The 26,631-nt window shown below is 74.6% G+C and carries 28 protein-coding genes; 1 reads left to right on the top strand and 27 read right to left on the bottom strand.

All coding sequences use genetic code 11. The features are described 5' to 3' along the window. Positions 1-12: 12 nt before the first annotated feature. From ACZ6S5_RS14580 to hisD, 6 genes are read right to left on the bottom strand one after another with little or no spacing between them, the layout of a single operon-like run. The gene (locus ACZ6S5_RS14580) at positions 13-336 is read right to left on the bottom strand and encodes a hypothetical protein (protein WP_466000612.1); all 324 of its coding nucleotides are present in this window, start codon (positions 334-336) and stop codon (positions 13-15) included. Continuing rightward, entirely contained in the window at positions 329-955 is a 627-nt protein-coding gene (gene hisH, locus ACZ6S5_RS14575; RefSeq protein ID WP_466000611.1) for an imidazole glycerol phosphate synthase subunit HisH, read from the bottom strand. The genes ACZ6S5_RS14580 and hisH overlap by 8 nt, the downstream gene beginning before the upstream one ends. Further along, complete coding sequence (locus tag ACZ6S5_RS14570; RefSeq protein ID WP_466000610.1) at positions 955-1,125, bottom strand: hypothetical protein; 171 nt, start codon at positions 1,123-1,125, stop codon at positions 955-957. The genes hisH and ACZ6S5_RS14570 overlap by 1 nt, the downstream gene beginning before the upstream one ends. Beyond that, positions 1,125-1,736, bottom strand: coding sequence for an imidazoleglycerol-phosphate dehydratase HisB (gene hisB / locus ACZ6S5_RS14565; RefSeq protein WP_466000609.1), 612 nt, complete (start codon positions 1,734-1,736; stop codon positions 1,125-1,127). The genes ACZ6S5_RS14570 and hisB overlap by 1 nt, the downstream gene beginning before the upstream one ends. Next, positions 1,733-2,806, bottom strand: a complete 1,074-nt coding sequence (locus tag ACZ6S5_RS14560) for a histidinol-phosphate transaminase (protein ID WP_466000608.1) — start codon at positions 2,804-2,806, stop codon at positions 1,733-1,735. The genes hisB and ACZ6S5_RS14560 overlap by 4 nt, the downstream gene beginning before the upstream one ends. Next, entirely contained in the window at positions 2,803-4,125 is a 1,323-nt protein-coding gene (hisD, locus tag ACZ6S5_RS14555) for a histidinol dehydrogenase (RefSeq protein ID WP_466000607.1), read from the bottom strand. Before hisD ends, ACZ6S5_RS14560 begins: the two co-directional genes overlap by 4 nt. Before the next feature lie 106 nt (positions 4,126-4,231). Here hisD and ACZ6S5_RS14550 point away from each other — a divergent pair, with 106 nt between their 5' ends. Further along, the gene (locus ACZ6S5_RS14550) at positions 4,232-4,936 is read left to right on the top strand and encodes an LON peptidase substrate-binding domain-containing protein (protein ID WP_466000606.1); all 705 of its coding nucleotides are present in this window, start codon (positions 4,232-4,234) and stop codon (positions 4,934-4,936) included. Here the strand turns inward: ACZ6S5_RS14550 and ACZ6S5_RS14545 are convergent. The 21 genes from ACZ6S5_RS14545 to ACZ6S5_RS14445 all read right to left on the bottom strand — a co-directional run bounded on the left by ACZ6S5_RS14545 (position 4,902) and on the right by ACZ6S5_RS14445 (position 26,583). Beyond that, positions 4,902-5,657, bottom strand: a complete 756-nt coding sequence (locus tag ACZ6S5_RS14545) for a DUF2567 domain-containing protein (RefSeq protein WP_466000676.1) — start codon at positions 5,655-5,657, stop codon at positions 4,902-4,904. The genes ACZ6S5_RS14550 and ACZ6S5_RS14545 overlap by 35 nt on opposite strands. 239 nt (positions 5,658-5,896) lie before the next feature. After that, positions 5,897-7,372 carry a MinD/ParA family ATP-binding protein gene (locus ACZ6S5_RS14540; protein WP_466000605.1) on the bottom strand — a complete coding sequence of 492 codons (1,476 nt, stop codon included), beginning with the start codon at positions 7,370-7,372 and terminating at the stop codon, positions 5,897-5,899. A 140-nt stretch (positions 7,373-7,512) separates the two neighbouring features. Next, positions 7,513-8,373, bottom strand: a complete 861-nt coding sequence (locus ACZ6S5_RS14535; protein WP_466000604.1) for a hypothetical protein — start codon at positions 8,371-8,373, stop codon at positions 7,513-7,515. A 35-nt stretch (positions 8,374-8,408) separates the two neighbouring features. Then, complete coding sequence (locus ACZ6S5_RS14530) at positions 8,409-9,353, bottom strand: RluA family pseudouridine synthase (protein ID WP_466000603.1); 945 nt, start codon at positions 9,351-9,353, stop codon at positions 8,409-8,411. Next, the gene (gene lspA, locus ACZ6S5_RS14525; protein ID WP_466000602.1) at positions 9,350-9,952 is read right to left on the bottom strand and encodes a signal peptidase II; all 603 of its coding nucleotides are present in this window, start codon (positions 9,950-9,952) and stop codon (positions 9,350-9,352) included. Before lspA ends, ACZ6S5_RS14530 begins: the two co-directional genes overlap by 4 nt. Before the next feature lie 66 nt (positions 9,953-10,018). Beyond that, positions 10,019-10,438 (bottom strand): TraR/DksA family transcriptional regulator, encoded by a 420-nt coding sequence (locus tag ACZ6S5_RS14520; RefSeq protein ID WP_018785248.1) that lies wholly within the window; start codon positions 10,436-10,438, stop codon positions 10,019-10,021. Positions 10,439-10,661: 223 nt separating this feature from the next. Then, a complete protein-coding gene (locus ACZ6S5_RS14515; RefSeq protein ID WP_466000601.1) occupies positions 10,662-12,164 on the bottom strand; it encodes a potassium/proton antiporter in 1,503 nt (500 codons plus the stop codon). A gap of 22 nt (positions 12,165-12,186) precedes the next feature. Then, the gene (locus ACZ6S5_RS14510) at positions 12,187-12,495 is read right to left on the bottom strand and encodes a DUF167 domain-containing protein (protein ID WP_466000600.1); all 309 of its coding nucleotides are present in this window, start codon (positions 12,493-12,495) and stop codon (positions 12,187-12,189) included. Further along, on the bottom strand, positions 12,489-13,154 hold the full coding sequence (locus tag ACZ6S5_RS14505; protein ID WP_466000599.1) for a hypothetical protein: 666 nt from the start codon (positions 13,152-13,154) through the stop codon (positions 12,489-12,491). The genes ACZ6S5_RS14510 and ACZ6S5_RS14505 overlap by 7 nt, the downstream gene beginning before the upstream one ends. 71 nt (positions 13,155-13,225) lie before the next feature. Beyond that, the gene (locus ACZ6S5_RS14500) at positions 13,226-14,029 is read right to left on the bottom strand and encodes a DivIVA domain-containing protein (protein ID WP_466000598.1); all 804 of its coding nucleotides are present in this window, start codon (positions 14,027-14,029) and stop codon (positions 13,226-13,228) included. A gap of 41 nt (positions 14,030-14,070) precedes the next feature. Next, positions 14,071-14,376, bottom strand: a complete 306-nt coding sequence (locus tag ACZ6S5_RS14495) for a YggT family protein (protein WP_393179016.1) — start codon at positions 14,374-14,376, stop codon at positions 14,071-14,073. Positions 14,377-14,404: 28 nt separating this feature from the next. Next, entirely contained in the window at positions 14,405-15,100 is a 696-nt protein-coding gene (locus ACZ6S5_RS14490; protein ID WP_466000597.1) for a cell division protein SepF, read from the bottom strand. Between the two features lie 194 nt (positions 15,101-15,294). Continuing rightward, positions 15,295-16,041: a YggS family pyridoxal phosphate-dependent enzyme gene (locus ACZ6S5_RS14485; RefSeq protein WP_466000596.1), complete on the bottom strand. Its 747-nt coding sequence runs from the start codon at positions 16,039-16,041 to the stop codon at positions 15,295-15,297. Positions 16,042-16,050: 9 nt separating this feature from the next. Further along, positions 16,051-17,166, bottom strand: coding sequence for a cell division protein FtsZ (gene ftsZ / locus ACZ6S5_RS14480; RefSeq protein ID WP_466000595.1), 1,116 nt, complete (start codon positions 17,164-17,166; stop codon positions 16,051-16,053). 240 nt (positions 17,167-17,406) lie between these two features. Then, the gene (locus tag ACZ6S5_RS14475; RefSeq protein ID WP_466000594.1) at positions 17,407-18,225 is read right to left on the bottom strand and encodes a cell division protein FtsQ/DivIB; all 819 of its coding nucleotides are present in this window, start codon (positions 18,223-18,225) and stop codon (positions 17,407-17,409) included. Further along, positions 18,222-19,712, bottom strand: coding sequence for a UDP-N-acetylmuramate--L-alanine ligase (gene murC / locus ACZ6S5_RS14470; protein WP_466000593.1), 1,491 nt, complete (start codon positions 19,710-19,712; stop codon positions 18,222-18,224). Before murC ends, ACZ6S5_RS14475 begins: the two co-directional genes overlap by 4 nt. A 31-nt stretch (positions 19,713-19,743) precedes the next feature. Then, positions 19,744-20,850: an undecaprenyldiphospho-muramoylpentapeptide beta-N-acetylglucosaminyltransferase gene (gene murG / locus ACZ6S5_RS14465; protein ID WP_466000592.1), complete on the bottom strand. Its 1,107-nt coding sequence runs from the start codon at positions 20,848-20,850 to the stop codon at positions 19,744-19,746. Further along, positions 20,850-22,265, bottom strand: coding sequence for an FtsW/RodA/SpoVE family cell cycle protein (locus ACZ6S5_RS14460; protein ID WP_466000675.1), 1,416 nt, complete (start codon positions 22,263-22,265; stop codon positions 20,850-20,852). The genes murG and ACZ6S5_RS14460 overlap by 1 nt, the downstream gene beginning before the upstream one ends. 240 nt (positions 22,266-22,505) lie before the next feature. After that, complete coding sequence (gene mraY / locus ACZ6S5_RS14455) at positions 22,506-23,630, bottom strand: phospho-N-acetylmuramoyl-pentapeptide-transferase (RefSeq protein WP_466000591.1); 1,125 nt, start codon at positions 23,628-23,630, stop codon at positions 22,506-22,508. After that, positions 23,627-25,024, bottom strand: coding sequence for a UDP-N-acetylmuramoyl-tripeptide--D-alanyl-D-alanine ligase (locus ACZ6S5_RS14450; RefSeq protein WP_466000590.1), 1,398 nt, complete (start codon positions 25,022-25,024; stop codon positions 23,627-23,629). Before ACZ6S5_RS14450 ends, mraY begins: the two co-directional genes overlap by 4 nt. Next, positions 25,021-26,583 (bottom strand): UDP-N-acetylmuramoyl-L-alanyl-D-glutamate--2,6-diaminopimelate ligase, encoded by a 1,563-nt coding sequence (locus ACZ6S5_RS14445; RefSeq protein WP_466000589.1) that lies wholly within the window; start codon positions 26,581-26,583, stop codon positions 25,021-25,023. Before ACZ6S5_RS14445 ends, ACZ6S5_RS14450 begins: the two co-directional genes overlap by 4 nt. Between the last annotated feature and the right edge of the window lie 48 nt (positions 26,584-26,631).

The raw sequence follows: 26,631 nt of genomic DNA, 5'->3' as shown, positions 1-26,631 counted from the left end.
CTTCTCCTCGGTTCAGGTCCGACGGTCCAGGGCGATCACCACGATCGCCGGGAGGACCAGCAGCAACAGCACGACCAGCGCCAGCCGCAGCGCCAGGTCGTCGACGAAATTCCAGATGCCGGCCAGCGCCGCCCCGGTGAGCAGTACGATCGCCGCCCGCTCGCCCCGGGTGTGCCGGTTCAGCCGGCCGGTCCGGCCCCGGCGCAGCGTCGGGGTCAGCCGGCGTACCAAGGCGCGGCGCCGCTCCCGGCGGGCCGCCCGCCGCAGCCGGACGGCGCGCTCGGCCGCCAGCCGGGCCTCACGGGCCTCCCGGCGACGGGCCCGTTCCTTACTCAAGCGTGCCCAGCCAGTTGCGCAGCAGGGCGGCGCCGGTGTCGGCCGACTTCTCCGGGTGGAACTGGGCCGCGGCGAGCGGGCCCCGCTCCACCGCGGCGACGAAGTCCGTCCCGTGCTCGGCGGTCGTCACCGCCGCACCCGCGGCGGCCAGCCCGGCCAGGTCGGTCACCCCGTAGGAGTGGACGAAGTAGAACCGGGCGTCCGCCGGCAGGCCGGCGAAGAGCACCGAGCCCGCCGGGGCGTGCACGGTGTTCCACCCCATGTGCGGCAGCCGCCGCGCGGGCAGCTTCGTCACCCCGCCGGGCAGCAGCCCCAGCCCCTTGGTCACCACGCCGTGCTCGTCGCCGTGCTCGAAGAGCACCTGCATGCCGACGCAGATGCCGAGCACCGGGCGGCCCGCGGCGACCCGCTCGGCGATGACCGGGCCGGCGCCGAGCGCCTCGATCCCGGCCATGCAGGCGGCGAACGCGCCGACCCCCGGCACCACCAGGCCGTCAGCCTCGGCGGCGGCGGCCAGGTCGTCGGTCACCGTGACCTCGGCGCCGGCCCGCTCCAGGGCACGCTCGGCCGACCGCAGGTTGCCCGAACCGTAGTCGAGCACCACCACCCGCTTGCCCATCATCCCTCCCCGGGTAGCAGCCAGAGCAGCCCGCCGGCGGTGGCCAACGCGGCGAGCAACCCGGTGGTCAGCACCGCCCAACGCGACGCGCCCTGCTTGTACAGCGACCACGTCCCGCCGACCAGCAGGCCGGCCAGGATCAGCAGCAGGGTCGGCAGCGGCCGCCCCATCAGAGCGCGCCCTTGGTGCTCGGGACCACGCCGGCGCTGCGCGGGTCGATGCCGACGGCCTCGCGCAGCGCGCGGGAGACCGCCTTGAACTGCGCCTCGACCACGTGGTGGGCGTCCGGGTGGCCGCCCGGGCGGGCCGCGCGCAGCACGTCGACGTGCAGCGTGATGCGGGCCGCCTGGCCGAAGGACTCCCAGATGTGCCGGGTCATGCTGGTCGGATAGACCGGCCCGATGTACGGCGCGAGCGGCGGCTCGTCGTGCACCACGTACGGCCGGCCGGAGAGGTCGACGGCGGCCCGGACCAGAACCTCGTCCATCGGGACGGTGGCCGAGCCGTACCGGCGGATGCCGGCCTTGTCCCCCAGCGCCTGGTCGAACGCGGCGCCCAGGGCGAGCGCGGTGTCCTCCATCGTGTGGTGGGCGTCGATCTCCAGGTCGCCGACGGTGTGCACGGTCAGGTCGAAGCCGCCGTGCCGGGCGATCTGGTTGAGCATGTGGTCGTAGAAGCCGACCCCGGTCTCGATGTCGGCCTTGCCGGTGCCGTCGAGGTCGATCTCCACGAGAACCTTGGTCTCCTTGGTGATCCGCTCGACCCGGGCGGTGCGACTCATGAGAGCTTCTCCATGGCGGTGAGGAAGGCGTCGGTCTCGGCGGGGGTGCCGGCGGTGACCCGCAGCCAGCCGGCCAGGCCGACGTCACGGACCAGCACGCCGGCCTCGAGCAGGGTGCGCCAGGCCGCGGTCTGGTCGCCCCCGACCTCGAAGAGCACGAAGTTGGCGTCGCTGTCGGCGACCCGGTGGCCCCGGGCGCGCAGCTCGGCCACGATCCGGTCGCGCTGGACCATGATCGCGGCGACCGTGCCGAGCAGGGCGTCGCGGTGGGCGAGCGCCGCGCGGGCGGCGGCCTGGGTGAGCGCCGAGAGGTGGTACGGCAGCCGGACGAGTTGCACCGCCTGCACCACCGCCGGGTCGGCGGCCAGGTAGCCGAGCCGCCCGCCGGCGAAGCCGAACGCCTTGCTCATCGTCCTGGTGACCACCAGCCGGGGGTGGTCGGGCAGCACGGCGAGCGCGCTGACCGTGCCGGGCCGGGCGAACTCGGCGTACGCCTCGTCCACGATCACCATGCCGGGCGCCTCGTCGAGCACCGCGGCGACCACGGTCGGGTCGAGCGCGGTGCCGGTCGGATTGTTCGGCGAGCAGAGGAAGACCACGTCGGGCCGGTGCGCTCGGACCTGGGCGACCGCCTCGTCGGCGGTCAGCCCGAAGTCGGCCCCCCGGGCGGCCGGGATCCACCCGGTGCCGGTGCCGAGCGCCAGCAGCGGGTGCATCGAGTAGGCCGGGGTGAAGCCGAGCGCGGTGCGTCCCGGACCGCCGAACGCCTGGAGCAGCTGCTGCTGGATCTCGTTGGAGCCGTTGGCGGCCCAGACCTGGTCGACGGTGAGCCCGTGGCCGAGGTAGGCCGCCAGGTCGGCGCGGAGCGCCACCGCGTCCCGGTCCGGGTAGCGGTTGAGGTCGCGCAGCTCGGCCGCGAGGGCCTTGCCGATGGCGTCCACCACCGCGTCGGGCACCGGGTAGGAGTTCTCGTTGGTGTTCAGCCGGACCGGCACGTCCAGCTGCGGCGCCCCGTAGGGCGTCAGGCCCCGCAGGTCGTCCCGGATGGGCAGGTCGTCGAGGGTGGTCACGCCGTCCCTCCGGGGAAGCGCACGCTGACCGCCTGGCCGTGCGCCGGCAGGTCCTCCACGCCGGCCAGGGTGACCACGTGCGGGGCCACCTCGCGCAGCGCGCCCTGGCTGTATTCGACCAGGTGGATGCCGCGCAGGAAGGACTGCACGGACAGCCCCGAGGAGTGCCGGGCACAGCCGCCGGTGGGCAGCACGTGGTTGGAGCCGGCGCAGTAGTCGCCGAGCGACACCGGCGACCAGGCGCCCACGAAGATCGCCCCGGCGTTGCGCACCCGCAGCGCCCACGCACGGGCGTCCTCGGTCTGGATCTCCAGGTGCTCAGCCGCGTACGCGTCGACCACCCGCAGCCCCGCCTCGAGGTCGTCGACCAGCACCACGCCGCTCTGCTCGCCCCGCAGCGCGGCAGCGATCCGCTCGGTGTGCTTGGCGGCCGGCACCTGCCGGGCCAGCTCCGCGTCGACCGCGTCGGCGAGCACCAGCGACGGGGTGACCAGCACGCTGGCGGCGAGCGGGTCGTGCTCGGCCTGGCTGATCAGGTCGGCGGCGACGTGCGCCGGGTCGGCGGTGTCGTCGGCGAGGATGGCGATCTCGGTGGGTCCGGCCTCGGCGTCGATGCCGACCACGCCGCGCAGCAGCCGCTTGGCGGCGGTGACCCAGATGTTGCCCGGGCCGGTGATCATGTCGACCGGCTCGCAGCGCTCGGCGCCGGCCGGGTCGACGGTCGACCCGTACGCCAGCATGGCGACCGCCTGGGCGCCGCCGACCGCGTAGACCTCGTCGACGCCGAGCAGCGCGCAGGCCGCGAGGACCCGCTGGTCGGGCAGGCCGCCGTTCTCCTGCTGCGGCGGGCTGACCACCACCAGCGAGCGCACCCCGGCCGCCTGGGCGGGGACCACGTTCATCACCACGGTCGACGGGTACATGGCCAGGCCGCCGGGGACGTACAGGCCCACCCGGTCGACCGGCACCCAGCGCTCGGTGACCGTGCCGCCGGGCACCACCTGCGTGGTGTGGTCGGTGCGGCGCTGGTCGGCGTGGACCTTGCGGGCCCGGGTGATCGACTCCAGCAGCGCGGCCCGGACCTGCGGATCGAGCGTCCCCTCGGCCGCCCGGATGACCTCCACCGGCACCCGCAGGTACTCCGGCGAGACGCCGTCGAACCGTTCGCTCGCCTCCCGGATCGCCGGGTACCCATGCGCCCGGACCGCCTCCACCAGGGGGCGGATCCGCTCGACGGCCACGGAGACGTCGAGCTGGGCACGGGGCAGCAGGCGGCGCGGGTCGGGTACCCCGCCGCGCAGGTCGATCCGATTCAGCACCCTTGCGAGTCTAGGCGGCGGTCCGGGGGCCGGCCCGCGCCGCCCGTACGCCGGGACGGTGAGCCGGGACACGCCGGCCGTGCGAGATCGGGATACGCTCGGACCCGTGACCGCACGGCTGCCGGTGTTCCCGCTGGGGACGGTCCTCTTCCCCGGGCTGGTCCTCCCGCTGCACATCTTCGAGGAGCGCTACCGGGCGCTGGTGCGCCACCTGGTCGGGCTGCCCGAGGGGGCGCCCCGCGAGTTCGGGGTGGTGGCGATCCAGGCGGGCTGGGAGGTCGCCCCGGCCAGGCCGCCGAGCCGGCCGACGCCGGGCGGCGGGGAGGTCACGCTGCACGAGGTGGGCTGCACCGCCGAGCTGCGGCAGGTCACCGAGCTGGCCGACGGCGGGTTCGACATCGTCACCGTCGGTCGGCGCCGCTTCCGCATCGCCGAGGTGGACTCCGGCGCCGCGCCGTATCTGACCGCCGACGTGGAGTGGCTGCCCGAGCCAACCGGCACGGACGAGGTCGCCGACCTGCTGGCGGCCCGGGTGATCTCGGTGTTCCGGCAGTACCTGGGCCTGATCCGGCCCGACCCGCAGGAGATCTCCGAGCAGCTGCCGGAGGACCCGACCGTGCTGTCGCACCTGGTCGCCGCCACCGCCGCGCTGACCGTCGCCGACCGGCAGCGGCTGCTCGCCATCGACGACACCGCCGCCCGGCTCCGCGCCGAGCTGCGGCTGCTCAACCGGGAAGCGGCGCTGCTGCGCCAGGTCCGGGCCGTCCCGGTGCCGCTCAACGAGCTGGCCGGTCCTCCGGCCCCGAACTGATCCCCGGCCCGGCCGGCGGCCAGCCGTCGTCGAGGCCCGGGCCGGGCCAGCCGGCGTCGAGGTCCGGCTCGGGGCGCAGCGACGGCCACCGCGACCAGCCGGCCAGCAGGGTGTACGTCACCGCCACGCCGAACGCGGGCAGCAGCAGGTTGCCGTGCGGCACGGGCAGCAGCGCGTACCAGTCGATCCCGCCGGCCCGCAGGTCGGCCGGTTTGCTGAAGGCCGCCCCGTCCGGCGCGGTGGCCAGCAGCCGGTGGTACGTGCCGAGCCCGATCCGGCGGCCCAGCTGCCAGGCCACCACCGCCGCGCCGATCCCGCCGAGGACCCCGGCGGCCAGGCCGGCCGGCCCGCGCCGGCGGCGCAGCAGCACCCAGAGCGCGATCGCGACGAGCACCCCGAAGCCGAGCCCGAGCAGGCTGAACCACCCGTCGGCGGCGATCGGCTGCTCCGGCTGCGGCGTGGCGTAGATCGCACCCTCGGCGGTCTTCCGCACCGGGATGCCCGGCGCCACGGCCGCCCAGAGCAGGCCCAACGGCGCGCCCAGCACGCTCACCAGCAACGCCACACCCAGCGTGATCCCGGCCGTGCGGAGCCGGCCGGTGGGCCGGTCGGCGGCGGGAACCCCGGCGACCAGGCCCGGGTAGCCGGCGAGCGGGTCCGCGCCGGGGGCGGTGACCGGGGTGCCGGCGGGCACCGGCAGGCCGGACGGCCAGCCGGGCACCTCGGGCCCGGCCGCGCCGACGGGAGGCCCGGGGTCGGGCGGCGCGAAGCCCTCGGCCGCGCCGTCGCCGGCCGGCCGGTCGGGACCGGACGGGGGGCGCGCGGAGGTCTCGGGCCCGCCGGACGGGCGGTCGGCGTCAGGCACGCCGAAACGGTCGGCGGCCCGCTCGGGATCAGGGGTGTCCGGACTCACCCGGTGATCCTCTCAGGCGACGGGCCGCCCCGGGGCGGCGGTGGCGGTCAGCGGGCGAACGGTTCCAGCATCACCGCGGCGGCCTTGAGCCACGCCTGCCGGGTCTCCGCCTGGAGCTGGTGGTACTCGATCGAGGAGCCGGTCTCCAGGGCCGGGTCGTAGGGCACCACGGCCACCGCCCGGGTGCGGGTGGCGAAGTGCCGCTCCAGGTCGTCCTGGAGCGAGCTGCGCCCCGGCGTCGGGCAGGAGATCAGGGTGACCGCGTTGTCGGCCAGCTCGCCCATCCCGACCTCGTGCAGCAGGTCGAGCATCCAGTCCGCGCTGAACGCGGCGTCCTCGCGCGGCACGGTGGTCACCACGAGCTGGTCGGCGGCCTGCATCACGGTCCGCCAGTTCGGGCTCTCCACGTTGTTGCCGGTGTCCACGCAGACCACGTCGTGGGTCCGCCGCAGCAGCTCCAGCACCCGCTTGACGGTGAACTGGTCCAGCCGCTGGGCGAACCGCGGGCTCTCCTCGCCGGCGAGCACGTCGTACGAGCCGTCCGAGGCGTGCCGCAGGTAGTCGTCGAGGTGCGCCAGCAGGGTGTCGCCCTCCAGGATCTCGATCTGCGCGAGGTCGTGCACCAGATGCCGGATGGTGCGGGCGTGCCGGGCGCTGCCGGCGCGCAGGCCGAGGGTGCCGCGCAGCTCGTTGTCGTCCCAGGCGAGCACGCCGCGGCCGCGGACGCTGCCGACGGTGGCCGCGGCGAGCACGGTGGCGGTGGTCTTGTGCACCCCGCCCTTCGGGTTGGCGAAGGCGAGCACCCGGGGGCTGCCCAGCTCGCGCCGGAGCACCCCGGCGGCCCGTTCCGGCTCGCTCTCCGGCTGCGGGGCGCGCCACTCGACCCGGGCCGCCTCCACCCGGGCCGGATAGCCCTCGGCCGCCGCCGGATACGCCGGGCCGGGCGCGACCGGCTCCGGGTAGGTCGGCTCGGGCGCCGGGAGGGTCTCCGGCCGGTAGCGGCCCCGCTCCAGCAGCGCGTACCGGGACTCCACCGGGGGCGGCTCGGGCTGGTAGCCGTTGTCGAGCAGCGCGTAGCGGGAGTCGACGGAGGCGGTGCCCCGGCCACGCACCTCGGGCTCCGGGTGGTCCTGCCGGTAGGCCGGCTCGGCCCGCCACGACGGCTCGGCGCGCGGGTCCGGCTCGGTGCGGTACGCCGGCTCCGCCCGGTAGGCGGGTTCGCCGTATCCGGGTTCGAGCCGGTAGGCCGGCTCCACCCGGTAGGTCGCCTCGACCCGGTAGGACTGCTCGTCGCCGTACGCCGGCTCGGCCGGCTGCCCCGGGAGCTGCGCCCGACCGGTCCAGCCGGTGCCGGCGGCGCGCCGGGGCAACGGCTCGGCGGACGGCGGAGGGTGTTCCTCCGCCCGGTGGTCCGTCTCGGCCTGCTCCGCGCCGCGTCCGCTGAGCCGGGCCCGGTCGAGCAGCGCCCGCCACCGCGGTGCCGGCTCAGCCTGCCGACCCCAGCCGGTCTCGCTGCCGTCCAAGGCTTCGCCCTCCCCCAGCCCATCGATCTCCGCCTGACAGGCTACGAACGAAACCCTATTCGGACCACACCCGGGTTCGCACATCCCCCGGTGGCTCTCCTCACCGGCGGGTCGGACCGGGGGCCGCGGCCGGGCACGTCTCAGGAGGTGGGAGCGGGATTGGGCGATCGGGCGGCCGCCGGGGGCCCGCCGCCGGCCGGTGATGATCCGCTCACCGTCGGTGCGGCTTCCGACGAATCGCCCATTCCGGGGCCCGGCGCCCGGCCGGCCAACCCGCTGTCGGCCGGCGGCCGGGCCACGTCCCGCTGCTCGGGCAGCGGTGGGGTGAACACCGTCCGGTCCAGCCGCCGCACCTCTGGCGCGGGGTCCACCCCGCGTACGCCGGGGCGGGTGGCCAGCGCCCGCAGGGCGTCCGGGGTGTCCCGCACCACCGCGGCGTACACGCAGGCGCAGGCCGCCCGGTAGGCGGCCGCCTCCCGGGCCGAGATCGACGCGCCGGTGTCGTACACCCGACGCAGCTCGGGATCGGCGGTGGCCGCCGGGGCGGCGGCGCGCGCCCGGTAGTCGGCGGCCTCCCGGTCCTTGCGGGCGGCCACCTCGGCCATCCCGGCGACCACGTCGTCGGGCAGCCGCAGCGCGGCGAGCCGGACGATCTCGGTCTGCCGCCCGGGCAGTGGCACCCGGGCGACCACCGCCGAGACCGGCGTGCCGCCGAGCGCGGTGGCCGCCTGCGCGGGGGTCAGGTAGTCGGCGAAGGAGACCAGCGCATAGCTGCCGGGGGCGGCGAGCCGGGTCAGCTCGTCGGCGGCGGTACGCAGGTAGGCCGGAATGGCGTCGCCGTCGGCCACGCCGACCCGGGTGACCTCCCCCACCGTCCGGTCCCCCACCGGCTCGTCCCGCCGCTGCGCAGCGGCGACGACCAGCACCACCAGCGCGCAGGCGAGCGCGAGCCAGGTGAGCTTGCCGGACCGCGACGGGCGCGGCGGTACGTCGGCGGGCACGTTGTGATCCCTCGTCGGACGGTCGGTGGGGCGGTTCAGTCGCGGAGGATGTCCAGCGCCCGGGCCAGGTCGTCCGGGTAGTCGCTGACGAAGGTGACCTCCTCGCCCGTGCGCGGGTGCAGGAAGCTCAACGACCGGGCGTGCAGCCACTGCCGGGCCAGCCCCAGCCGGGCCGAGAGGGTCGGGTCGGCGCCATAGGTCAGGTCACCCACGCAGGGGTGGCGCAGCGTGGAGAAGTGCACCCGGATCTGGTGGGTACGCCCGGTCTCCAGCCGCACGTCGAGCAGGCTGGCAGCCGGGAACGCCTCGAGGGTGTCGTAGTGGGTGACGCTCGGCTTGCCGCCGGAGACCACCGCCCAGCGGTAGTCGTGGTGCGGGTGCCGGTCGATCGGCGCGTCGATGGTGCCGCGCAGCGGGTCCGGGTGGCCCTGCACCACGGCGTGGTAGCGCTTCTCCACCTCGCGGTACTTGAACGCCCGCTTCAACGCGGTGTACGCCTGCTCGCTCTTGGCCACCGCCATGATGCCGGTGGTGCCCACGTCGAGCCGGTGCACCACGCCCTGGCGCTCGGCGGCGCCGCTGGTGGAGATCCGGTGGCCGATCCCGGCCAGCCCGCCGATCACGGTCGGGCCGGTCCAGCCGGGGCTGGGGTGGGCGGCCACGCCGACCGGTTTGTCCACCACCACGATGTCGTCGTCGGCGTAGACCACGGTCAGGCCCGGTACCGCCTGCGGCACCACGGTCGGCGGGGCGGCCGGCGCGGGCAGCGTGACCTCCAGCCAGGAGCCCGCCTTGACCTTGTGCGAGTTGGGTCGGACCGCGCCGTCGACCAGCGCGTCCCCGGCGTCGACCAGCGCCGCGGCGGTGGTCCGGGAGAGCCCGAAGAGCCGGGACACGGCCTGGTCGAGGCGCATGCCGTCGAGCCCGTCCGGGACGGGCAGGGACCGGTGGTCGCCGCCGGCGGCGAAGACGGAGGTCACGCCCGCTCCCGCTGGTCGGCGGGGGCCGCGTCGCCGGACCGCTCGACGGTGGCCCGGGAGCCGTCCCGCTGCCGACCGGTGAGCTCCAGGAAGACCGCCAGCACCACGCCGCAGACCAGCGAGCTGTCGGCCAGGTTGAACACCGGCCAGACCTGCCCGTACGGGTCGAAGAGGCTGACCATGTCGACCACATGGCCGACGAAGTGCCCGGGCGCCCGGAAGATCCGGTCGGTCAGGTTGCCCAGGGCGCCGCCGAGCACCAGGCCGAGCGAGACGGCCCACGGCAGCGACCGCAGTCGCAGCGCCATCCAGGCGATCCAGGCGATCACGCCGATGGTGATCAGCGGGAAGACCCAGGTGTGGTCGGAGCCGATGCTCCAGGCCGCGCCGCTGTTGCGGGTCAGGGTGAGGTAGACGGCGCCGCCGAACAGCGACACCGGTCCCCGACCGGTGAGCGACGAGAGGGCCAGCTGCTTGGTCACCAGATCGGCGACGAGGGCGGCCACGGCGACGCCGAGGAGGACCCCGACCGCCCGGCGGCGGCGCGTGCCGCCGGCCGACTCAGCGGTGCCGGACCCGGCGGGCGGTGCTGCGGTCATCTGCTCCCCATCGACGCTCTCGACGGCGCTGGCGCGCCGTCCACCCAAGGCCGCCGGGGAGCGGCCTCAGCGCCGCTCCTCCAGCTGCTTGCAGGTCACGCAGAGGGTGGCCGACGGGAACGCGGCGAGCCGCTCCACCGGGATCGGGTTGCCGCACCGCTCGCACCAGCCGTAGCCGCCCTCGTCGAGCCGCTCCAGCGCGCGCTCGACCTGCGTGATCCGCTCTTTGATGCTGTTGGCGAGGGAGATCTCCTGCTCGCGCTCGAACGTCTTGGTGCCGGTGTCGGCCTGGTCGTCCCCGGCCGAGTCGGTCAGCCGGTCGCGCTGCAGCTCGGTGATCTCGCTCAGCGTCTGATCGTACTCGGCATTCAGCTCGTCCCGCCGCGCCGCCAGGGCGGCCCGGATCTTCTCGGTCTCCGCCGCGCTGCGGGTGGCCTTCGCCACCGGCTTGCGGCCGGCGGTCCTGGTGTCGGCTGGCTTCGCCATCGTCAGCTCCCTCAGCCGCGTACCGCGGCGGTCGGCGGTGCCTGGGCAGGGGCCACCGGTATCGGTACCCCAGGTACGAAACGGGCGCGCGGCCAGCAGGGACCGCGCACTCCGGAGGGTGGCAAGAATACGGAACGTACAGGCGTCCGACAACGTGCCGCACCGTCGCGCCGTGATTCAACCCCGAACAGCCACCAATCGGGGCAAAAGGAACGCTAGCAGATCATGCGTCCGGGTCCTCGCCGTACTCGCCAAACCACCGGGCCAGGCGACCCCGGCGGCTGACCGCGCGCAGCCGCCGCTCCGCCTCGTCCCGCGCCTCGGCGGTGGCGACGATGAGCAGGCTGTCGCCGACCTTGAGCCGGGTGTCCGGGCCGGGCACGAAGCCCGCGCCGTCGCGCAGCACGAGGGTCACCGAGGCCCCCACCGGCAACCGCAGCTCGTCCACGTGCACGCCGCCGAGCCGGGACCCGGGCGGCACCTCCAACTGGAGGAGGTCGGCCCGCATCCGTTCCAGCGGGGCCGTCTCGACCCGCACCTCGGCCGCCTCGGCCGGGGCGGTCACCCGGAGCCGCCGAGCCGCCGGGGCGAGGGTCCCGGCCTGGAGCAGGGTGAAGATCACCACCAGCACGAAGACCGCGTCGAAGAGCCGGTCCGCGCCGGGCACCCGGAGCGAGAGCGGGATCGTGGCCAGCACGATCGGCACCGCCCCGCGCAGCCCCGCCCAGGAGAGGAAGAGCTGCTCCCGGCGGGGGAAACGGAACGGCAGCGCGGAGACCGCCACCGACAGCGGCCGGGCGAGCAGGAGCAGGGCCAGCCCGGTGACCACGGCCGGGAGCACCGCGCCGGGCAGCCGGCCCGGCGACACCAGCAGGCCCAGCAGGACGAACAGGCCGATCTGGGCCAGCCAGGCCAGGCCGTCGGCGAACCCGAGGATCGCCTGCCGGTGCGGCAGCCGGGCATTGCCCAGCAGCACCCCGGCGACGTAGACGGCGAGGAAGCCGGAGGCGTGCAGCACCGAGCCGGCCGCGTACGCCAGCACCGTGAAACCGACCACCGCAATCGGGTAGAGGCCGGCGGAGGGCAGCGCGGCCCGGCGCAGGGCGTACCGGCCGGTGATGCCGGCGGCCACCCCGACGGCCGCCCCGACCCCCAGCTCGTAGCCGGCCAGCAGGACCTCGAACCACCAGGGATGGGCGGTCGCGGCGTCCCGGGAGAGCAGCACCACCACGATCACCACCGGGGCGTCGTTGATGCCGGACTCCGCCTCCAGGGTGGCCACCAGGCGCGGGGGCAGGCGCAGCCGGCGGAGGGTGGCGAAGACGGCCGCCGCGTCGGTGGAGGAGAGCACCGCGCCGTAGAGCAGGGCCAGCCGCCAGTCGAGGCCGAGCACCAGGTGCACCACCAGCCCGACCACCGCGATGCTGACCACCACGCCGACCGTGGAGAGCGCGGTGGCCATCCCGAGCACCGGGCGCAGCGTGCTCCACCGCGCGCTCAACCCGCCCTCGGCGATGATCACGATGAGCGCGCAGAACCCGAGCATCCGGGTCAGCTCGACGTCGTCGAAGCGGATGCCCAGCCCCGCCTCGCCGATCGCCACCCCGAGCGCGAGGTAGACCAGGAGACTCGGCACGCCCAGCCGGGTGGAGAAGCGCACCGCGCCCACCGCCACGAGCAGGACGGCCGCGCCGAGCAGCAGCGCGAGATCCAGCCCAGGCGTCATCCGCTACCGGCCTGGGCGGTCCTCACTCGGCCGATCCGTCACGCAGCCGACGCAGCACGTCGGCCAGCCCGGCGACCGGGCGCTCGACCAGGAAGAGCTTGTCCCGGCTGGCCGCGCCGGTGCGCAACGAGACCGCCGCTTGCCGGACGCCGAGGGCGTCGGCCAGCGCGCGCCGGGCCGCCTCGGTGGCCCGCCCGTCCACCGCGGGCGCGGTCACGGCGATCACCAGGGCGGGGCCGTGCGGGCCGTCGAAGCGGCCACCGACCCGGGCCCGCGAGACGCCGGGCTTCACCCGCACGGCGACGGTGAGCGTGTCGTCCATGGTCACCATGATCGCCCCAGGGGCGGGTCGGCGAGCAGGGCGGTGGCCGGCGCGCAGCGGGCGCACGGGGTGAAGCCAAGGTCGACCGCCTCGGCCACGGGCAGCGGCTCGTCGGCCCGGCCCACCAGGTGGGGGCAGTCGGACAGGTGGAAGCGCGGCTGACCGTCGACCACCCGCACCTCGTCGTCCAGCCCGGTCAGCCGGGCCAGCTCCGCCGCCGACAGCGGCTGGGCGGGCAGGTCGCCGTCGAACGGACCGTCGGCGGCCGGCGAGGTGGGCGCCGGGGCGTCCGCCCGCGGGTCGGCCTCGTCGGGAAACGACTCGAAGGGCAGAAACGACGGGTCGGTCACCGGCGGACCGGGCGGTTGCCGCCACCCGGGTACGCCGGTGCCGTCGTCCGTCGTCGGGATGTGCTGGACCGGGATCTCCGGCTCACCGGGCGGCGGCCCGTACGGCGGGCCACCCGGTGCGGTGCGGTTCCGCGGCCGGTCGCCCTGGCCCGCGGTGGCCCGGGTCGAGGCCGCCTGGCGGGCGCCCGCGACGAGGGCCACGGCGGCCAGCAGACTGGCCGCGATGGAGGTGATCAGCAGCGGGCTGGACCCACCGGCCAGCCCGGCCACCAGGAGCACGACCGCGACGAGGATGAGCAGGATGCTGGCGACTATCACGGCTCACCCCCGCCGCGTCGTGTGGGCCTGCGTCGCCGGCGGCCGTCCGGGGACGACCGCCGGCGGCGGGATCAGCGACCGGACTCGAGCGAGTTCGAGCGGCCACCGCCGTACGAGCCGGCGAGGCCGGCGGCGGCGAGACCGTTGCTACCCCCGCCGGAGCGGTTGCCCTCGACGCGGGTCATCTCGGCCTCCAGGCCCTGGCCCCGGCCGTCGAGGTCGCGCAGCTGGCTCTCCAGGTAGGCCTTGAGGCGGGTGCGGTACTCGCGCTCGAACTGCTTGAGCTCCTCGATGTGCTTCTGCAGCGCGGTGCGCTTGGCGTCCAGGCCGCCCATGGCCTCCTGGTGCCGCTGGCGGGCGTCCCGCTCGAGGGCGTCGGCCTTGGCGCGGGCCTCGCGGGTGACCTCCTCGGCCTTGGACCGGGCCTCGGAGAGCAGCTGGTCGGCCTCGCGGCGGGCGTCCGACACGTGGTCGTCGGCCGTGCGCTGGGCCATCATCAGCACCCGCAGCGCCTGCTGCTCGCCGTCGGGGCCGGCGACCGGGCCGCCCTGGGCGCGGACCTGCTCCAGCTCGCCCTGCATCGCCCGGGCCGCCTGCTCGGCGGCCGCCTTGTCGCGCTGCACCCGGTCGAGCTGGGCCTTGACGTCGTTGAGCTCCGCCGCGAGACGGGCGTCGCCGCCGGGGCCGGCGGGGGCGCCCCCACGGCCACCCCGCTCCACCTGGGCGCGCAGCTCGTTGTTCTCCTCGATCAGACGGGCAAGCTCGCGCTCGACCTCGTCCAGGAAGGCGTCGACCTCCTCCTCGTCATACCCCCGCTTACCGATCGGCGGCTTTTTGAAGGCGACGTTGTGGACGTCGGCCGGGGTCAGCGGCATCGAAACTCCTCGGGTCAGTTGCGGCCGCGAAAGCAGGCTGATCAGGCGAATGCCGTGATCAGCTGCCCTAACACGAACTCCATCAGCACGAACAGGATAACCAGGAGCACAAGAGAGGCCAGGTCGACGCTCACGCTACCAATTCGCAGTGGTGGGATCACACGCCTCAACGCGCGCAGGGGCGGATCAGTGACGCTCCACACCACTTCCAATCCGGCCGATGCTCCCCGTCCCGGTTGCCAGCGGCGACCATAGGCCAGAACCGCACCAAGGACAAATCGGGCAAGCAGCACCAGAAGAAACAGGTAGCAGAGCAGGTAGAGCACCTGGAACAGGATCGACAACACGGCAGGCGACGTCCCTCGGTCGGGCGGGCTAGCTCAGGCTGAAAAAGCCGCCCTCAGCGATCTTGGCCTTGTCCTCCGCGGTGACCTGGACGTTGGCCGGTGAGAGCAGGAACACCCGGTTGGTCACGCGCTCGATCGTACCGCGCAGACCGAACGCGAGCCCGGCGGCGAAGTCGACCAGCCGGCGGGCGTCCGCCTCGTCCATCTCGGTGAGGTTGATGATCACCGGCACCCCGTCGCGGAAGTGCTCACCGATGGTGCGCGCCTCGCGGTAGGTCGTCGGGTGCAGGGTGGTGATCTGGTAGCGCTGCTCGTCCTCGGCGGCCACCGCCCGCTCCCGCGGCTGCGCCTGTGGAGCGAGGGCGAGGTTGTCCCGGGTGTGATAGGTCAGCGCACCGGAGTTCTCACCGCCCCCGGACCGGGTGATCGACCGGACGCTGGACCGCTCGGCCCGCTCCGGGCGCTCCACCTCGGCCCGCTCGCTCTCGGCGAGCCGGCTCGACGCGCGCTCGGTCAGCCGACCCCGGTCACCGACCCGGGTACGGCTCGCCGGCGGCTCCTCGGACTCCTCGTCCTCCTCGTCGGCGAACTCCTCCGCGTACCGGCTCGACCGGTAGCGCGAGTCCCGGTAGCCACCCTTGTCGTAGCCACCGTCCTCGTACGCCCGCTCGTCATCCTCCTCGACGAGTCCGAGCCAGACCCCCGCCTTGCGCAGTGCACCCATCCCCGCGCCCTTCCGTCCGCCGTGCGGCACGCGCCCCCGTGCCGTGTCGCTTGATCACGAGTGGACAACGAATGCCCATCGGACCGGATCGGCAATCCCCTGGCGAGCGATTCGCGGTCCGCCCGCCACGGCCCCCGGCTACGGGAACGCCGTTCCTAACAACACTGATGTAATTTGCTTCTTTCGCGGTCAGGCTACCGCAGCGTGGGGCGCATTCCGAGCAACGCGCTGCCGACGCGGACATGTGTCGCGCCGTACCCGATCGCAATTTCCAGATCCCCGCTCATTCCGGCGGAGAGCACGGTCGCGTCCGGGAACCGGTCGCGGAACTGCTGCGCCACCTCGGCCAGCCGGGCGAACGCCCGTTCCGGCTCCCAGCCCAGCGGCGCCACCGCCATCAGGCCGCCCAGCCGCAGCGCCCCGGCCCCGGCCACCGCCTCGGCCACCGGGTCCAGGCCGCGGTCCGGGTCCGCCGAGTCCGGCAGCGCGCCACCGCGCGCCGGGTCGCCGTCGATGCTGACCTGCACCAGCACCTCCAGCGGCCGGTCCCGGGCGGCGGCCGCCGCGGTGTCCAGCGCCCCGACCAGCCGGACGCTGTCGACCGACTGGACCACGTCGGCGTACCGGACCACCGAGCGGGCCTTGTTGCGCTGCAGCTGGCCGATGAAGTGCCAGCGCGGCGTGGCCCCGGCCGCCGCCACCTCGGCGGCCTTCGGCGCCGCCTCCTGGTCGCGGTTCTCCCCCACGTCGGTCACTCCGAGACCGGCGAGCGCGACCACGTCGCCGGCCGGGTACGTCTTGGTCACCGCGACCAGGGTGACCTCACCGCGGTCCCGTCCGGCCGCGGCGCAGGCGTCGGCGATCCGGGCGCGTACCCGGGCGAGCCCGGCCGCGAGCTCGGCGCGTCGATCAGGTCGCACCGTGGCGGAAATGTCGGTCATCGGCGCGGCTCAGGACCCGTTCTTGAGGAAGTCGGGCACGTCGACGTCGTCGAAGAGCACCCGACGCGGCGCCTGCTGCGGCGGCGGCATGGTGGCCGGCGGCGCGACCGGCGGATTCGGCTGCGCCGGCTGGTTCTGGTTGCTCTTGCGGGGCGCATCGGCCGCCTTGTACGCCGGCATGCCCCCGTCGAACCCGGCGGCGATCACGGTCACCCGCACCTCGTCCCCGAGCGCGTCGTCGATGACCGCGCCGAAGATGATGTTGGCGTCCGGGTGGGCCGCGTCGGTGACCAGCTGCGCGGCGTCGTTGATCTCGAACAGGCCCAGGTCGGAGCCGCCGGCGATGGAGAGCAGCACGCCGCGCGCGCCGTCCATGCTCTGCTCCAGCAGTGGGCTGGAGATGGCCGCCTCGGCCGCCTCGACCGCCCGGTTCTCGCCCCGGGCGCTACCGATGCCCATCAGCGCGCTGCCGGCACCGCTCATCACGCTCTTGACGTCGGCGAAGTCCAGGTTGATCAGACCCGGCGTGGTGATCAGGTCGGTGATGCCCTGGACACCGGAGAGGAGCACCTGGTCGGCGGTCCGGAAGGCGTCCATCATGGAGATGTTGCGGTCGCCGAGCGCGAGCAGCCGGTCGTTGGGGATCACGATGAGCGTGTCGCACTGGTTGCGCAGCTCCTCGATGCCGGCCTCGGCCTGCACCTGGCGGCGCTTGCCCTCGAACGAGAACGGCCGGGTGACCACACCGATGGTGAGCGCGCCGAGCTTGCGGGCGATGTTCGCCACCACCGGCGCGCCGCCGGTGCCGGTGCCGCCGCCCTCGCCGCAGGTCACGAAGACCATGTCGGCGCCCTTGAGCACCTCCTCGATCTCGTCGCGGTGGTCCTCGGCCGCGTTCTTGCCGACGTCCGGGTTGGCCCCCGCACCCAGCCCCCGGGTCAGCTCCCGGCCGACGTCGAGCTTGACGTCGGCGTCGCTCATCAGCAGCGCCTGCGCGTCGGTGTTGATCGCGATGAACTCGACGCCCTTGAGCCCAACCTCGATCATCCGGTTGACGGCGTTGACGCCGCCGCCCCCGATGCCGACGACCTTGATGACCGCCAGGTAGTTGTGCGGAGGTGTCATCTCCGGTCCTTTCCCTTCGAGATTGGCATGGGCCGACCCCACACGGCTTGGCCAGACCAGCGGCGGAGCATTTCCCAACGGGTCCTACGGCTGAAACCCTCACCCTCTACTAGAGGCTTAGAGCTATGTCAACCACTGATCTCTTCGGGGCAACGTATGCGCCGCCGCGCGATGAGCCAAGGACCCTTCCGGCGTGTCGCCGGGCGGAGCGGGCCGGGTCACGTTCGCTGACCCGGCGGATCACTGGTACGTGACCACGTCCGGGGCGCTCACGTCGATCGTGTCGGCCTTCCGACCGAGCAGTGCGGTGGCCACTTCGGACTTCTTCGGCCCCTGGGTCGCATCGCCCCAGAACACCGTCCGGTCGCCGCGCAGCCGCAGGGTGATCCGGGCCAGCCCGGCCACGTCCACGGCGACCAGCTCGGCCCGCAACCGGGGGCTGAGCGCGGCGAGCACCGCCAGGCCCGCCCGGGTGCCCGGGTCGTCCGGCGCGGGCCGGCCCACCCGGATCACCGGCAACCCGCCGGGAGCGCTGGGCAGGTTCTGGAAGACCACGCCGGCGCGGTCGATCACGGCGAACCGGTCCCCCTGCGGCACGACGGCCACCGGGGTCCGCTCCACCACCCGGATCACCAGCGTCCCCGGCCAGTCCCGCGCCACGGTGGCCCGCTCCACCGGGGCGAGCGTGCCGACCCGGCGGGCGGTGGCGGTGAGGTCCACCCGGGCGAGCGGCGCGTCGTCCGGCACCGCCGCGGCCTCGCGGACCTCGACCGGGGTGACCAGCTTCGCGCCGACCACCCGCACCTCCCGGACGCCGAACAGGCCGGTGCCGAGCACGGTCCAGGCGACCAGCCCGGCGAGCGCCAGCACGCCGGCGGCCACCGCCCAGGGCAGCGCCGCGCGCATCCGGCGCTGCCGGGCCCGGGCCATGAACCGCCGGGTGGACGGGGGAACGGCGTCCGCGCCCGCCCGGACCAGCTGCCACTGCCGTACCGGGTTGCGCCGGCCGGCCCCGCCGTCCTGGCCACGGGTCCGGCCACGGGCCGGGCCGGGACTCATCCGGCCGGGGTCGCCGCGCCGTCCGGGCCGACACCGGTGCCGATGGCCGCCGCGCCGCCCGCCTCGCCGGTCCGGGCCAGCAGGGCGTCGAGCAGCTGGTCGCCCATCAGCGAGATCGGCGGCGCACCCATCGTCACCACCACGTCGCCCGGCCGGGCCCGGCGGGCCACCTCGGCCGGCACGTCGTCCCACGCCTCGACGAAGACCTTCCGCTCGGCGGGCAGCGGCACCGCCTCGATCAGCGCCGCCGCGCCCTCACCGGGCTGGCGCAGCTCGCCCGGCCCGAAGACCTCCAGCAGCACCAGCTCGTCGGCGATGGCCAGGGCGGCGGCGATCTCCGCCTGGAGGTCACGGGTGCGGTAAAGCCGGTAGGGCTGGAAGACCACGATCAGCCGGCCCTCGCCGGCCACCTCGCGCAGCGTCTGCAGGGCCAGGGTCATCGAGGTCGGGTGGTACGCGTACTCGTCGTAGACCAGCACGCCGTCGGCCACGCCCTTGCGCTCGAAGCGCCGCCGCACCCCGGGGAACGCGCCGAGCGCCGCCTCGGCCGCCGTGACCGGCAGCCCCAGCAGGTACGCGGTGAGCACCGCGGCGGCGCTGTTGAGCGCCATGTGCCGCCCCGGAACGGGCATCCGGATCTCGCCCAGCGACCGGCCCTCGATCGCGGCCAGGTAGCGCACCCCCTGGGCCGAGGAGGCCATCTCGCTCAGCCTCAGGTCGGCGTCCGGCGACTCGCCGTACGTCCAGACCCGGCGCCCCTCGGCGCGCAGCGTCTCGGCCAGCCGCCGCCCGCCCGCGTCGTCGGCGCAGGTGATGACGAACCCCTCGGGGTCGGTGAGCCGGGCGAAGTCGGCGAAGGTGGCCTCCAGGTTGGCCAGGTCGCCGTAGGTGTTGAGGTGGTCCGCCTCGATGTTCGTGATGACCGACACGAACGGGCGGTAGATGAGGAACGAGCGGTCACTCTCGTCCGCCTCGACCACGAAGTGCTCGCCGGTGCCGTGGTGCGCGCCGGAGCCGACCTCGGAGATCTCCCCGCCGATCACGAAGGACGGGTCGGTGCCGGCCTGCTGGAGCACCATGGTGACCATCGAGGTGGTGGTGGTCTTGCCGTGGGTGCCGGCCACCGCCACCGTCCGCCGGCCGGTCATCGCGGCGGCCAGGGCCTCGGAGCGGTGCAGCAGCCGCAGGCCGCGCCGGCGCGCCTCGACCATCTCCAGGTGGTCCTGCGGGATGGCCGAGGAGTAGACGACCGTGTCGACCCCGTCGAGGTTCGACGCCTCGTGGCTCATGTGGATGGTGCCGCCCAGCGCCCGCAGGCCGGCCAGCGACGGCCACTCCCGCAGCTCGCTGCCGGAGACGGGCAGGCCCCGGGTGAGGAAGAGCCGGGCCAGGCCGCTCATGCCGACGCCGCCCACCCCGATCAGGTGGATCCGGCCCAGGTCCTCCGCGGTCATCGTGCCGGCGGGGGTGAACTGCGCGGTGTTCATGAGCGGTACCTTCCCGTCGCGGCGGCCGGCATCACCGGCTCACCGCCTCGTAGACGAAGTTCAGCAGGGCGACGTCACCGTCCCGCCGGCCGTAGGCAGCCGCGGCGGCACCCATCGCGGCGAGCCGCTGCGGATCCCGGATCAGCGGGATCACCGTGCGCTCCAGCCAGTCCGGGGTGACCTCGGCGTCGTCGACGAGCAGCCCGCCACCGGCCTCGACCACGGGCAGCGCGTTGCGCTTCTGCTCCTGGTTGCTGTGCGGATACGGCACGTAGATGGTGGGCAGGCCGATGGCGGCCACCTCGGCGCAGGTCATCGCCCCGCCCCGGCCCAGCATCAGGTCGGCGGCCGCGTACCCCAGCTCCATCTCGGACAGGTAGGGCAGGGTCACGTACGGCACCGGCAGGTCGGTGGGGACGGAGACCGGCTCGTTGCGGGCGCCGATCACGTGCAGCACCTGCACGCCGTTGCGGGCCAACTCCTTGGCCGCCCCGGAGACGGCCAGGTTGATCGAGCGGGCGCCCTGCGAGCCGCCGGCGACGAAGAGCACCGGCAGGTCGGGGCGGAGTCCGAAGTGGGCCCGGGCGGCGTTGCGCACGGCGGGCCGGTCCAGGCCGGCGATGCCCCGGCGCAGCGGCACGCCGACCACCCGGGCGTCGCGCAGCGACTCGGCCTGCGCCGGCTGATGCGGGAAGCCCACCGCGACGTGCTTGGTGAACTTCATCCCGAGCCGGTTGGCCACGCCCGGCGGCACGTTCACCTCGTGGATGACGATCGGCAGCTCCCGCCGCCAGGCGGCCAGGTAACCGGGGACGGAGACGTACCCGCCGAAGCCGACCACCACGTCGGCCCGCACCTCGTCGATCACCTTGCCCGCCGCGCGGGCCGCCTTCCACATCCGGTCCGGGGTGCGGACCAGGCTCATGTTGACCGAGCGGGGCAGCTGGTAGGCGGGGATCTGGCGCAGGTCGTAGCCGGCCGGCGGGATCAGCTCGTTCTCCAGGCCCTTGGGTGTGCCCAGGCAGGTGATCCGGACGCTGGGGTCGTGTCGGCGCAGGCAGTCGGCGAAAGCGAGCAACGGGTAGATGTGCCCACCCGTACCTCCTCCGCAGAGCACCACCGAACGCAGCGGACCCATCAGCGCCTCCTCTCGCTCGCCGCGCCGACGCGCGTCCGGCCGGGCCGGGCGCCGCGGGTCGCGGCCTGGTCGTCCTCCCGCCGCGTCCGGGACCGGGGTACGGACCCACGGTCCGCCCCGGACGACGCCGGTCGGCGGCGCCGGCCGGGAAGCGGCGGCAACGGGGCCCAGACTAGTCGGACCCATCGGGCCGGCGGACGGGCATGCAGGGCTCGGGCCGCGTCCGGCTCGGCGCGGGCGAAGGAGGCGAGCATCCCGACCGCGGCCAGGGTCACCACCAGGGCGCTGCCGCCGTCGGAGATGAACGGCAGCGGCACGCCGGTCAGCGGCAGCAGCCCGGTCACCCCGCCGATGTTGATCACGGCCTGGCCGACCAGCCAGGCGGTGACCCCGGCGGCGGCGAGCCGGCGGAACGGGTCCTCCACCCGCCGGGCGATCCGCAGCCCGCTGTACGCCAGCACGGCGAAGAGGACGAGCACCACGGTGCAGCCGACCACGCCCAGCTCCTCGGCGATGATCGCGAAGATGAAGTCGTTGTGCGCCTCGGGCAGCCAGTTCCACTTCAGGGTGCTCTTGCCCAGCCCGACGCCGAACCACCCGCCGTGCTGCACCGCGTACCGGGCCTGGACGAGCTGGTAGCAGCCCTCCAACTGCTCCTGGAAGCAGGTCTTCGGGTCGGGCGGGTCGAGGAACGAGGTGAGCCGGGTCAGCCGGTAGTTGCTGGCGTCCCGGGAGCCGGAGCCCGCGCCCAGGGAGGCGGCGGCCACCAGCAGGCCGACGCCGGCCAGGCCGACCGCGGAGAGCGCGGCGAACACCTGCAACCGGACCCCGGCCGCCCAGAGCATCCCGACCACCAGTGCCAGCAGGCAGAGCATGCTGCCCAGGTCGTTGTAGCCGACCAGGACGAAGAGCAGGCCGACCACCGGGAAGAGCGGGGTGGCCAGCTCCTTCCACCAGCCCAGCGCGGCGCCCTTGCGGGCCAGCACGTGCGCGCCCCACAGCACCAGCGCGAACTTGGCCACCTCGACCGGCTGCACCGAGATCGGCCCGAGGTAGAGCCAGAGCAGCTGGGCCTTGAGCGGGCCGATCGACTCGACCCGGAACAGCGCCTCCAGCGCGACCAGCAGGTTGAGGACCAGCAGCAGCACCACGGCCACGCCCAGGAAGGGCCGGCTCACCGCGCGGAAGGTGCGGGCGGGCAGCCGCTGGCAGGCCCAGAACGCCCCGATGCCGATCACCGCGAAGACGGTCTGCTTGGTCAGCGACGCGGAGGCGTCGCCGTCCTGCGCGAAGTCCCGGACGCTGGTCGCCGAGAAGACCATGGTCAGGCCGATCAGCAGCAGCAGGCCCGCGCTGGAGAGCAGCAGGTAGTAGGAGGCCAACGGCCGGGCCAGCAGCCCGCGCAGCGCGGCCAGCCCGCCCGCCGCGTCCAGCCCGAGCAGCGGCGCCGGCGGGTCGGCCGGCCGGGTCGCGGCGGGCGGCCGCCGGGCCGGCGTGTCGGTCGTGCCCTCGGTGTCTCGTCCCTCCCCCACGTGCCCATCATGCTGGCTGCGCCCGCCCGCCCGTGGCGCAACCGCCCGGGTCGGCGTGTCGGAACGCGAAGAGGGGCCCCCCGGTGACACCGGGGAACCCCTCCATCACGAACCGGGGTCCGCTCAGGTGACCGCGGCGAGGAACTCGCTGTAGAACAGGCCGAGCCCGATGGCCACGCCGATGCCGGCGATGATCCAGAACCGGACCACGATGTTGACCTCGCTCCAGCCGGCCAGCTCGAAGTGGTGCTGCAACGGCGACATCCGGAACACCCGTTTGCCGGTGGTCCGGAACGAGATGATCTGGATCACCACCGACATCGTGATGATCACGAAGAGCCCGCCCAGGATCGGCAGCAGCAGGATGGTCCGGGTGGACATCGCCATGCCGGCGATCAGGCCGCCCAGGCCCAGCGCGCCGGTGTCGCCCATGAAGATCCGGGCCGGCGAGGTGTTCCACCAGAGGAAGCCCACGCAGGCCCCGGCCGCGGCCCCGGCGATCAGCGCGATCTCCAGCGGGTCCCGGACCGCGTAGCAGTACGCCTCGGTGTAGTTCGGGTCGGCGCACCAGTGCCGGTACTGCCAGAAGGCGATCAGCCCGTACGCGCTGAGCACCATCACCGAGGCGCCGGTGGCCAGGCCGTCCAGGCCGTCGGTGAGGTTCACCCCGTTGGTCGCCGCCATCACCACCATGATGATCACGATGATCGCGCCGACCTTGCCGATCTCCAGCGCCGGGATGTCCCGGATGAAGCTCAGCGTGGTGCTGCCCACCGTCTCGATGTTGGTCTTGTTGCCACTGACGTCGGTCATGCTGCTCGGGAAGTACAGCGCGATGACCCCGAAGATCGCGCCGACCAGGATCTGGCCGGCGAGCTTGCCCCGCTTGTTCAGGCCGCCGCTGTGCCGCTTGCGGACCTTGAGGAAGTCGTCGATGAAGCCGACCGCGCCGGAGAACACCATCAGCCCCAGCAGCACCAGCGCCGTGATGGTCGGCTCGACCTGGGCGATCTGCGCCTCCGGCAGGGTGGTCAGCGCCAGGTGACCGGCGACGTACGCGATCACCGTGGCCAGGATGAAGACCACGCCGCCCATCGTCGGCGTGCCCTTCTTGCCCTGGTGCATGGCCGGGCCCTCGGCCCGGATCGGCTGGCCGGCCTTGAGCCGGGTGAACACCTTGATCGCGATCGGGGTGCAGAACAGTGAGATCAGGAAGGCGACCCCGATGGCGACGATGACCGCCCTCATGGATTGACCTTCTCCCCGGTGGCCTCGCGCAGCGCGTCGGCCACCTCCCAGGTGCGGTACCGGGAGCCCTTCACCAGCACCACGTCACCCGGACGTAGCTCGCTCCGCAGCACCTCGACGGCCGCCGCCTGATCGGTGAGCAGCACCGACTCTCCTCCCCAGTTACCTACCGCTGTCGCGCCTTCGTGGATCGGCGCCGCCGGCTCGCCCACCACGAGCAGCCGGTCGACCGCCAGCTCGGCCGCGAGCCGGCCGACCTGCTGGTGTCCCTCCGTCTCGAAGTCGCCCAACTCGGCCATGTAGCCGAGCACCGCGACGGTACGCCCCGTCCCGCGCATGCTCGCCAGCGCCCGCAGCGCGACCGCCGTCGAGGCCGGGTTGGCGTTGTACGAGTCGTCGATCACGGTGACCCCGTCGGCGCGTTCGAAGACGTCCATCCGGCGGGTGGAGACCAGGCCCAGCTCGCCCAGCGCGACGGCCAGCTCGGCCAGCGGCATCCCCAGCTCGCGGGCGACCGCCGCGGCGGCGAGCGAGTTGGAGACCTGGTGCCGCCCGGTCAGCCCGAGCCGCACCGGCGCGGTCCCCTCCGGGGTCACCAGGGTGTACGACGGGCGCCCCCGCCCGTCGACCGTCACGTCCACCGCCCGCACGTCGGCCCGCGTCGACTCGCCGTACCGGACCACCCGGGCCTGCGTCCGCGCCGCCATCGCGTCGACCAGCGGATCGTCGGCGTTCAACACGGCCAGCCCGTCGGCGGGCAGCGCCTCGACCAGCTCCCCCTTGGCCAGGGCGATGGTCTCCACCGAGCCGAACTCGCCGATGTGCGCCACCCCGACGTTGAGCACCACGGAGATCCGCGGCGGCACCACGTCGCACAGGTAGCGGACGTGGCCCACCCCGCGGGCGCCCTTCTCCATCACCAGGTAGCGGGTCTCCGGACCGGCCTGCAGCGCGGTGTACGGGTGGCCCAGCTCGTTGTTGAACGAACCGGGCGGGGCCACGGTCGGGCCGAGCCGGACGGCGAGCTGGGCGATCAGGTCCTTGGTGGTGGTCTTGCCCGAGGACCCGGTCAGCCCGATCACGGTCAGCCCGGGCAGCCGGTCGACCACCGCGCGGGCCAGCCGGCCCATCGCGTCGAGCGCGTCGCCGACCAGCACCATCGGCACGCCGGGCACCTCGCGGGTGCCGAGCACGGCCACCGCGCCCGACTCGACCGTGCTGGCGGCGTAGTCGTGCCCGTCCACCTTCTCGCCGGGGAAGGCGACGAAGAGCCCGCCCGGGGTGACCTTGCGGGAGTCGAACTCCACCGTGCCGGTGACCCGGGCGGCCGGGTCGGCGGCGACCAGCCGGCCGCCGACGGCCGCCGCGACCTCGGCCAGGCTCAGCGGGATCATCGCTGCCCCACCAGGTCGCCGAAGCGGGCGCGCAGCGCCTCCGCCAGCTCCACCCGGTCGTCGAACGGCAGCACCTCGCCGTTGATCTCCTGGCCGCGTTCCTGCCCCTTGCCCAGCAGCGCCACCACGTCACCCGGTTCGGCCACCCGGACCGCCTCCTCGATCGCGGCCCGCCGGCCGGGCACCTCGATGATCCGCGCGGGGGTGTCCGCCGCGAACGCGCCGGCCAGCACCTCGGCCCGGATCGCGGCCGGGTCCTCGGTGCGCGGGTTGTCGTCGGTCACCAGCACCACGTCGGCGCCCTCCGCCGCGGTGGCGCCCATGATCGGCCGCTTGCCCCGGTCCCGGTCGCCGCCCGCGCCCACCACGCAGATCAGCCGCCCGGCGGTCAGGCCCCGCAGCGCCACCAGGACCGCCTCGATGGCGTTCGCCTTGTGCGCGTAGTCGACCACGCCCCGCACCGGCGCGTCGCCGCTGACCAGCTCCAGCCGGCCGGGCACCCCGCCGCAGGCGGCCACCCCGGCGGCGGCGGTGACCGGGTCGACCCCGGCGGCCACCAGGATCGCGATGGCGAGCAGCGCGTTGGCCACGTTGTGCCGGCCGGGCAGCGCCACGCCGGTCGGCAGGGTCACCCCGCCCGGGCCGTGCGCGGTGAAGCGCTGGGCGTAGCCCTCGCCGTCGACCCCGTCGGCCCACCAGGTGGCGGTCGGGTCGCCGGCCGCCGAGTAGGTCACGGTCGCCGGCTTGACCAGCGGCCGCAGCGCCGCGTCGTCGTGGTTGAGCACCTCGACCTGGCAGCGCCCGTCGAAGAGCTTGGCCTTGGCCGCGAAGTAGTCCGCCTCGTCGGCGTGGAAGTCGAGGTGGTCGGAGCCGAAGTTGGTGTAGCCGCCGACGGTGAAGCGCACCCCACCGACCCGGCCCATGGCCAGGGCGTGGCTGGACACCTCCATGACCACCGCGTCGACCCCGCGCTCCCGGGCCACGGCGAGCATGGCGTGCAGGTCGGTCGCCTCCGGGGTGGTCCGTACGCTGTCGATCACCAGGTCGCCGAGGCGGGTCTCCACCGTGCCGATCAGGCCGGTGGTGTGCCCGGCGGCGCGCAGCCCGGACTCGATGAGGTAGCTGGTGGAGGTCTTGCCGGCGGTGCCGGTCACCCCGATCACCAGCAGGCCGGCGGTGGGGTCGCCGTAGACGGCGGCGGCGACGTCGCCGAGCACCGCCCGGGGGTCGTCCACCACCAGCACCGGCAGGCCCGCCGCGGCGGCCAGCTCGACGCCGGCCGGGTCGGTGAGCACGGCCACCGCGCCGGCCTCGGCCGCGCCGGCGGCGAACTCGGCGCCGTGCCGCCGGGCGCCGGGCAGGGCCGCGTACAGGTCGCCGGGGCGGACCTCCTGGCTGGCGTGCGTCACTCCGGTGACCGCCACCTCGGCCGCGCCCTCGGGCGGCGGGGCGGCCACCCGGGCGGCGAGGTCGCCGAGCCGGACGGGATTCACGGTACGGGGACGTGGATTGCCGGGCACGGCGTCAGACCCTACCCGGTCGTCCGGTTCCGACCGCACAGCCGCCCCGGTGGTTCGTCGCCACTCACCGATGATGTCCCGCCGTCC

The organism is Micromonospora sp. NPDC051924 (assembly GCF_055586005.1).
The sequence above is the reverse complement of the archived record's forward strand: the minus strand, read 5'-3'. Positions and strand labels throughout refer to the sequence as shown.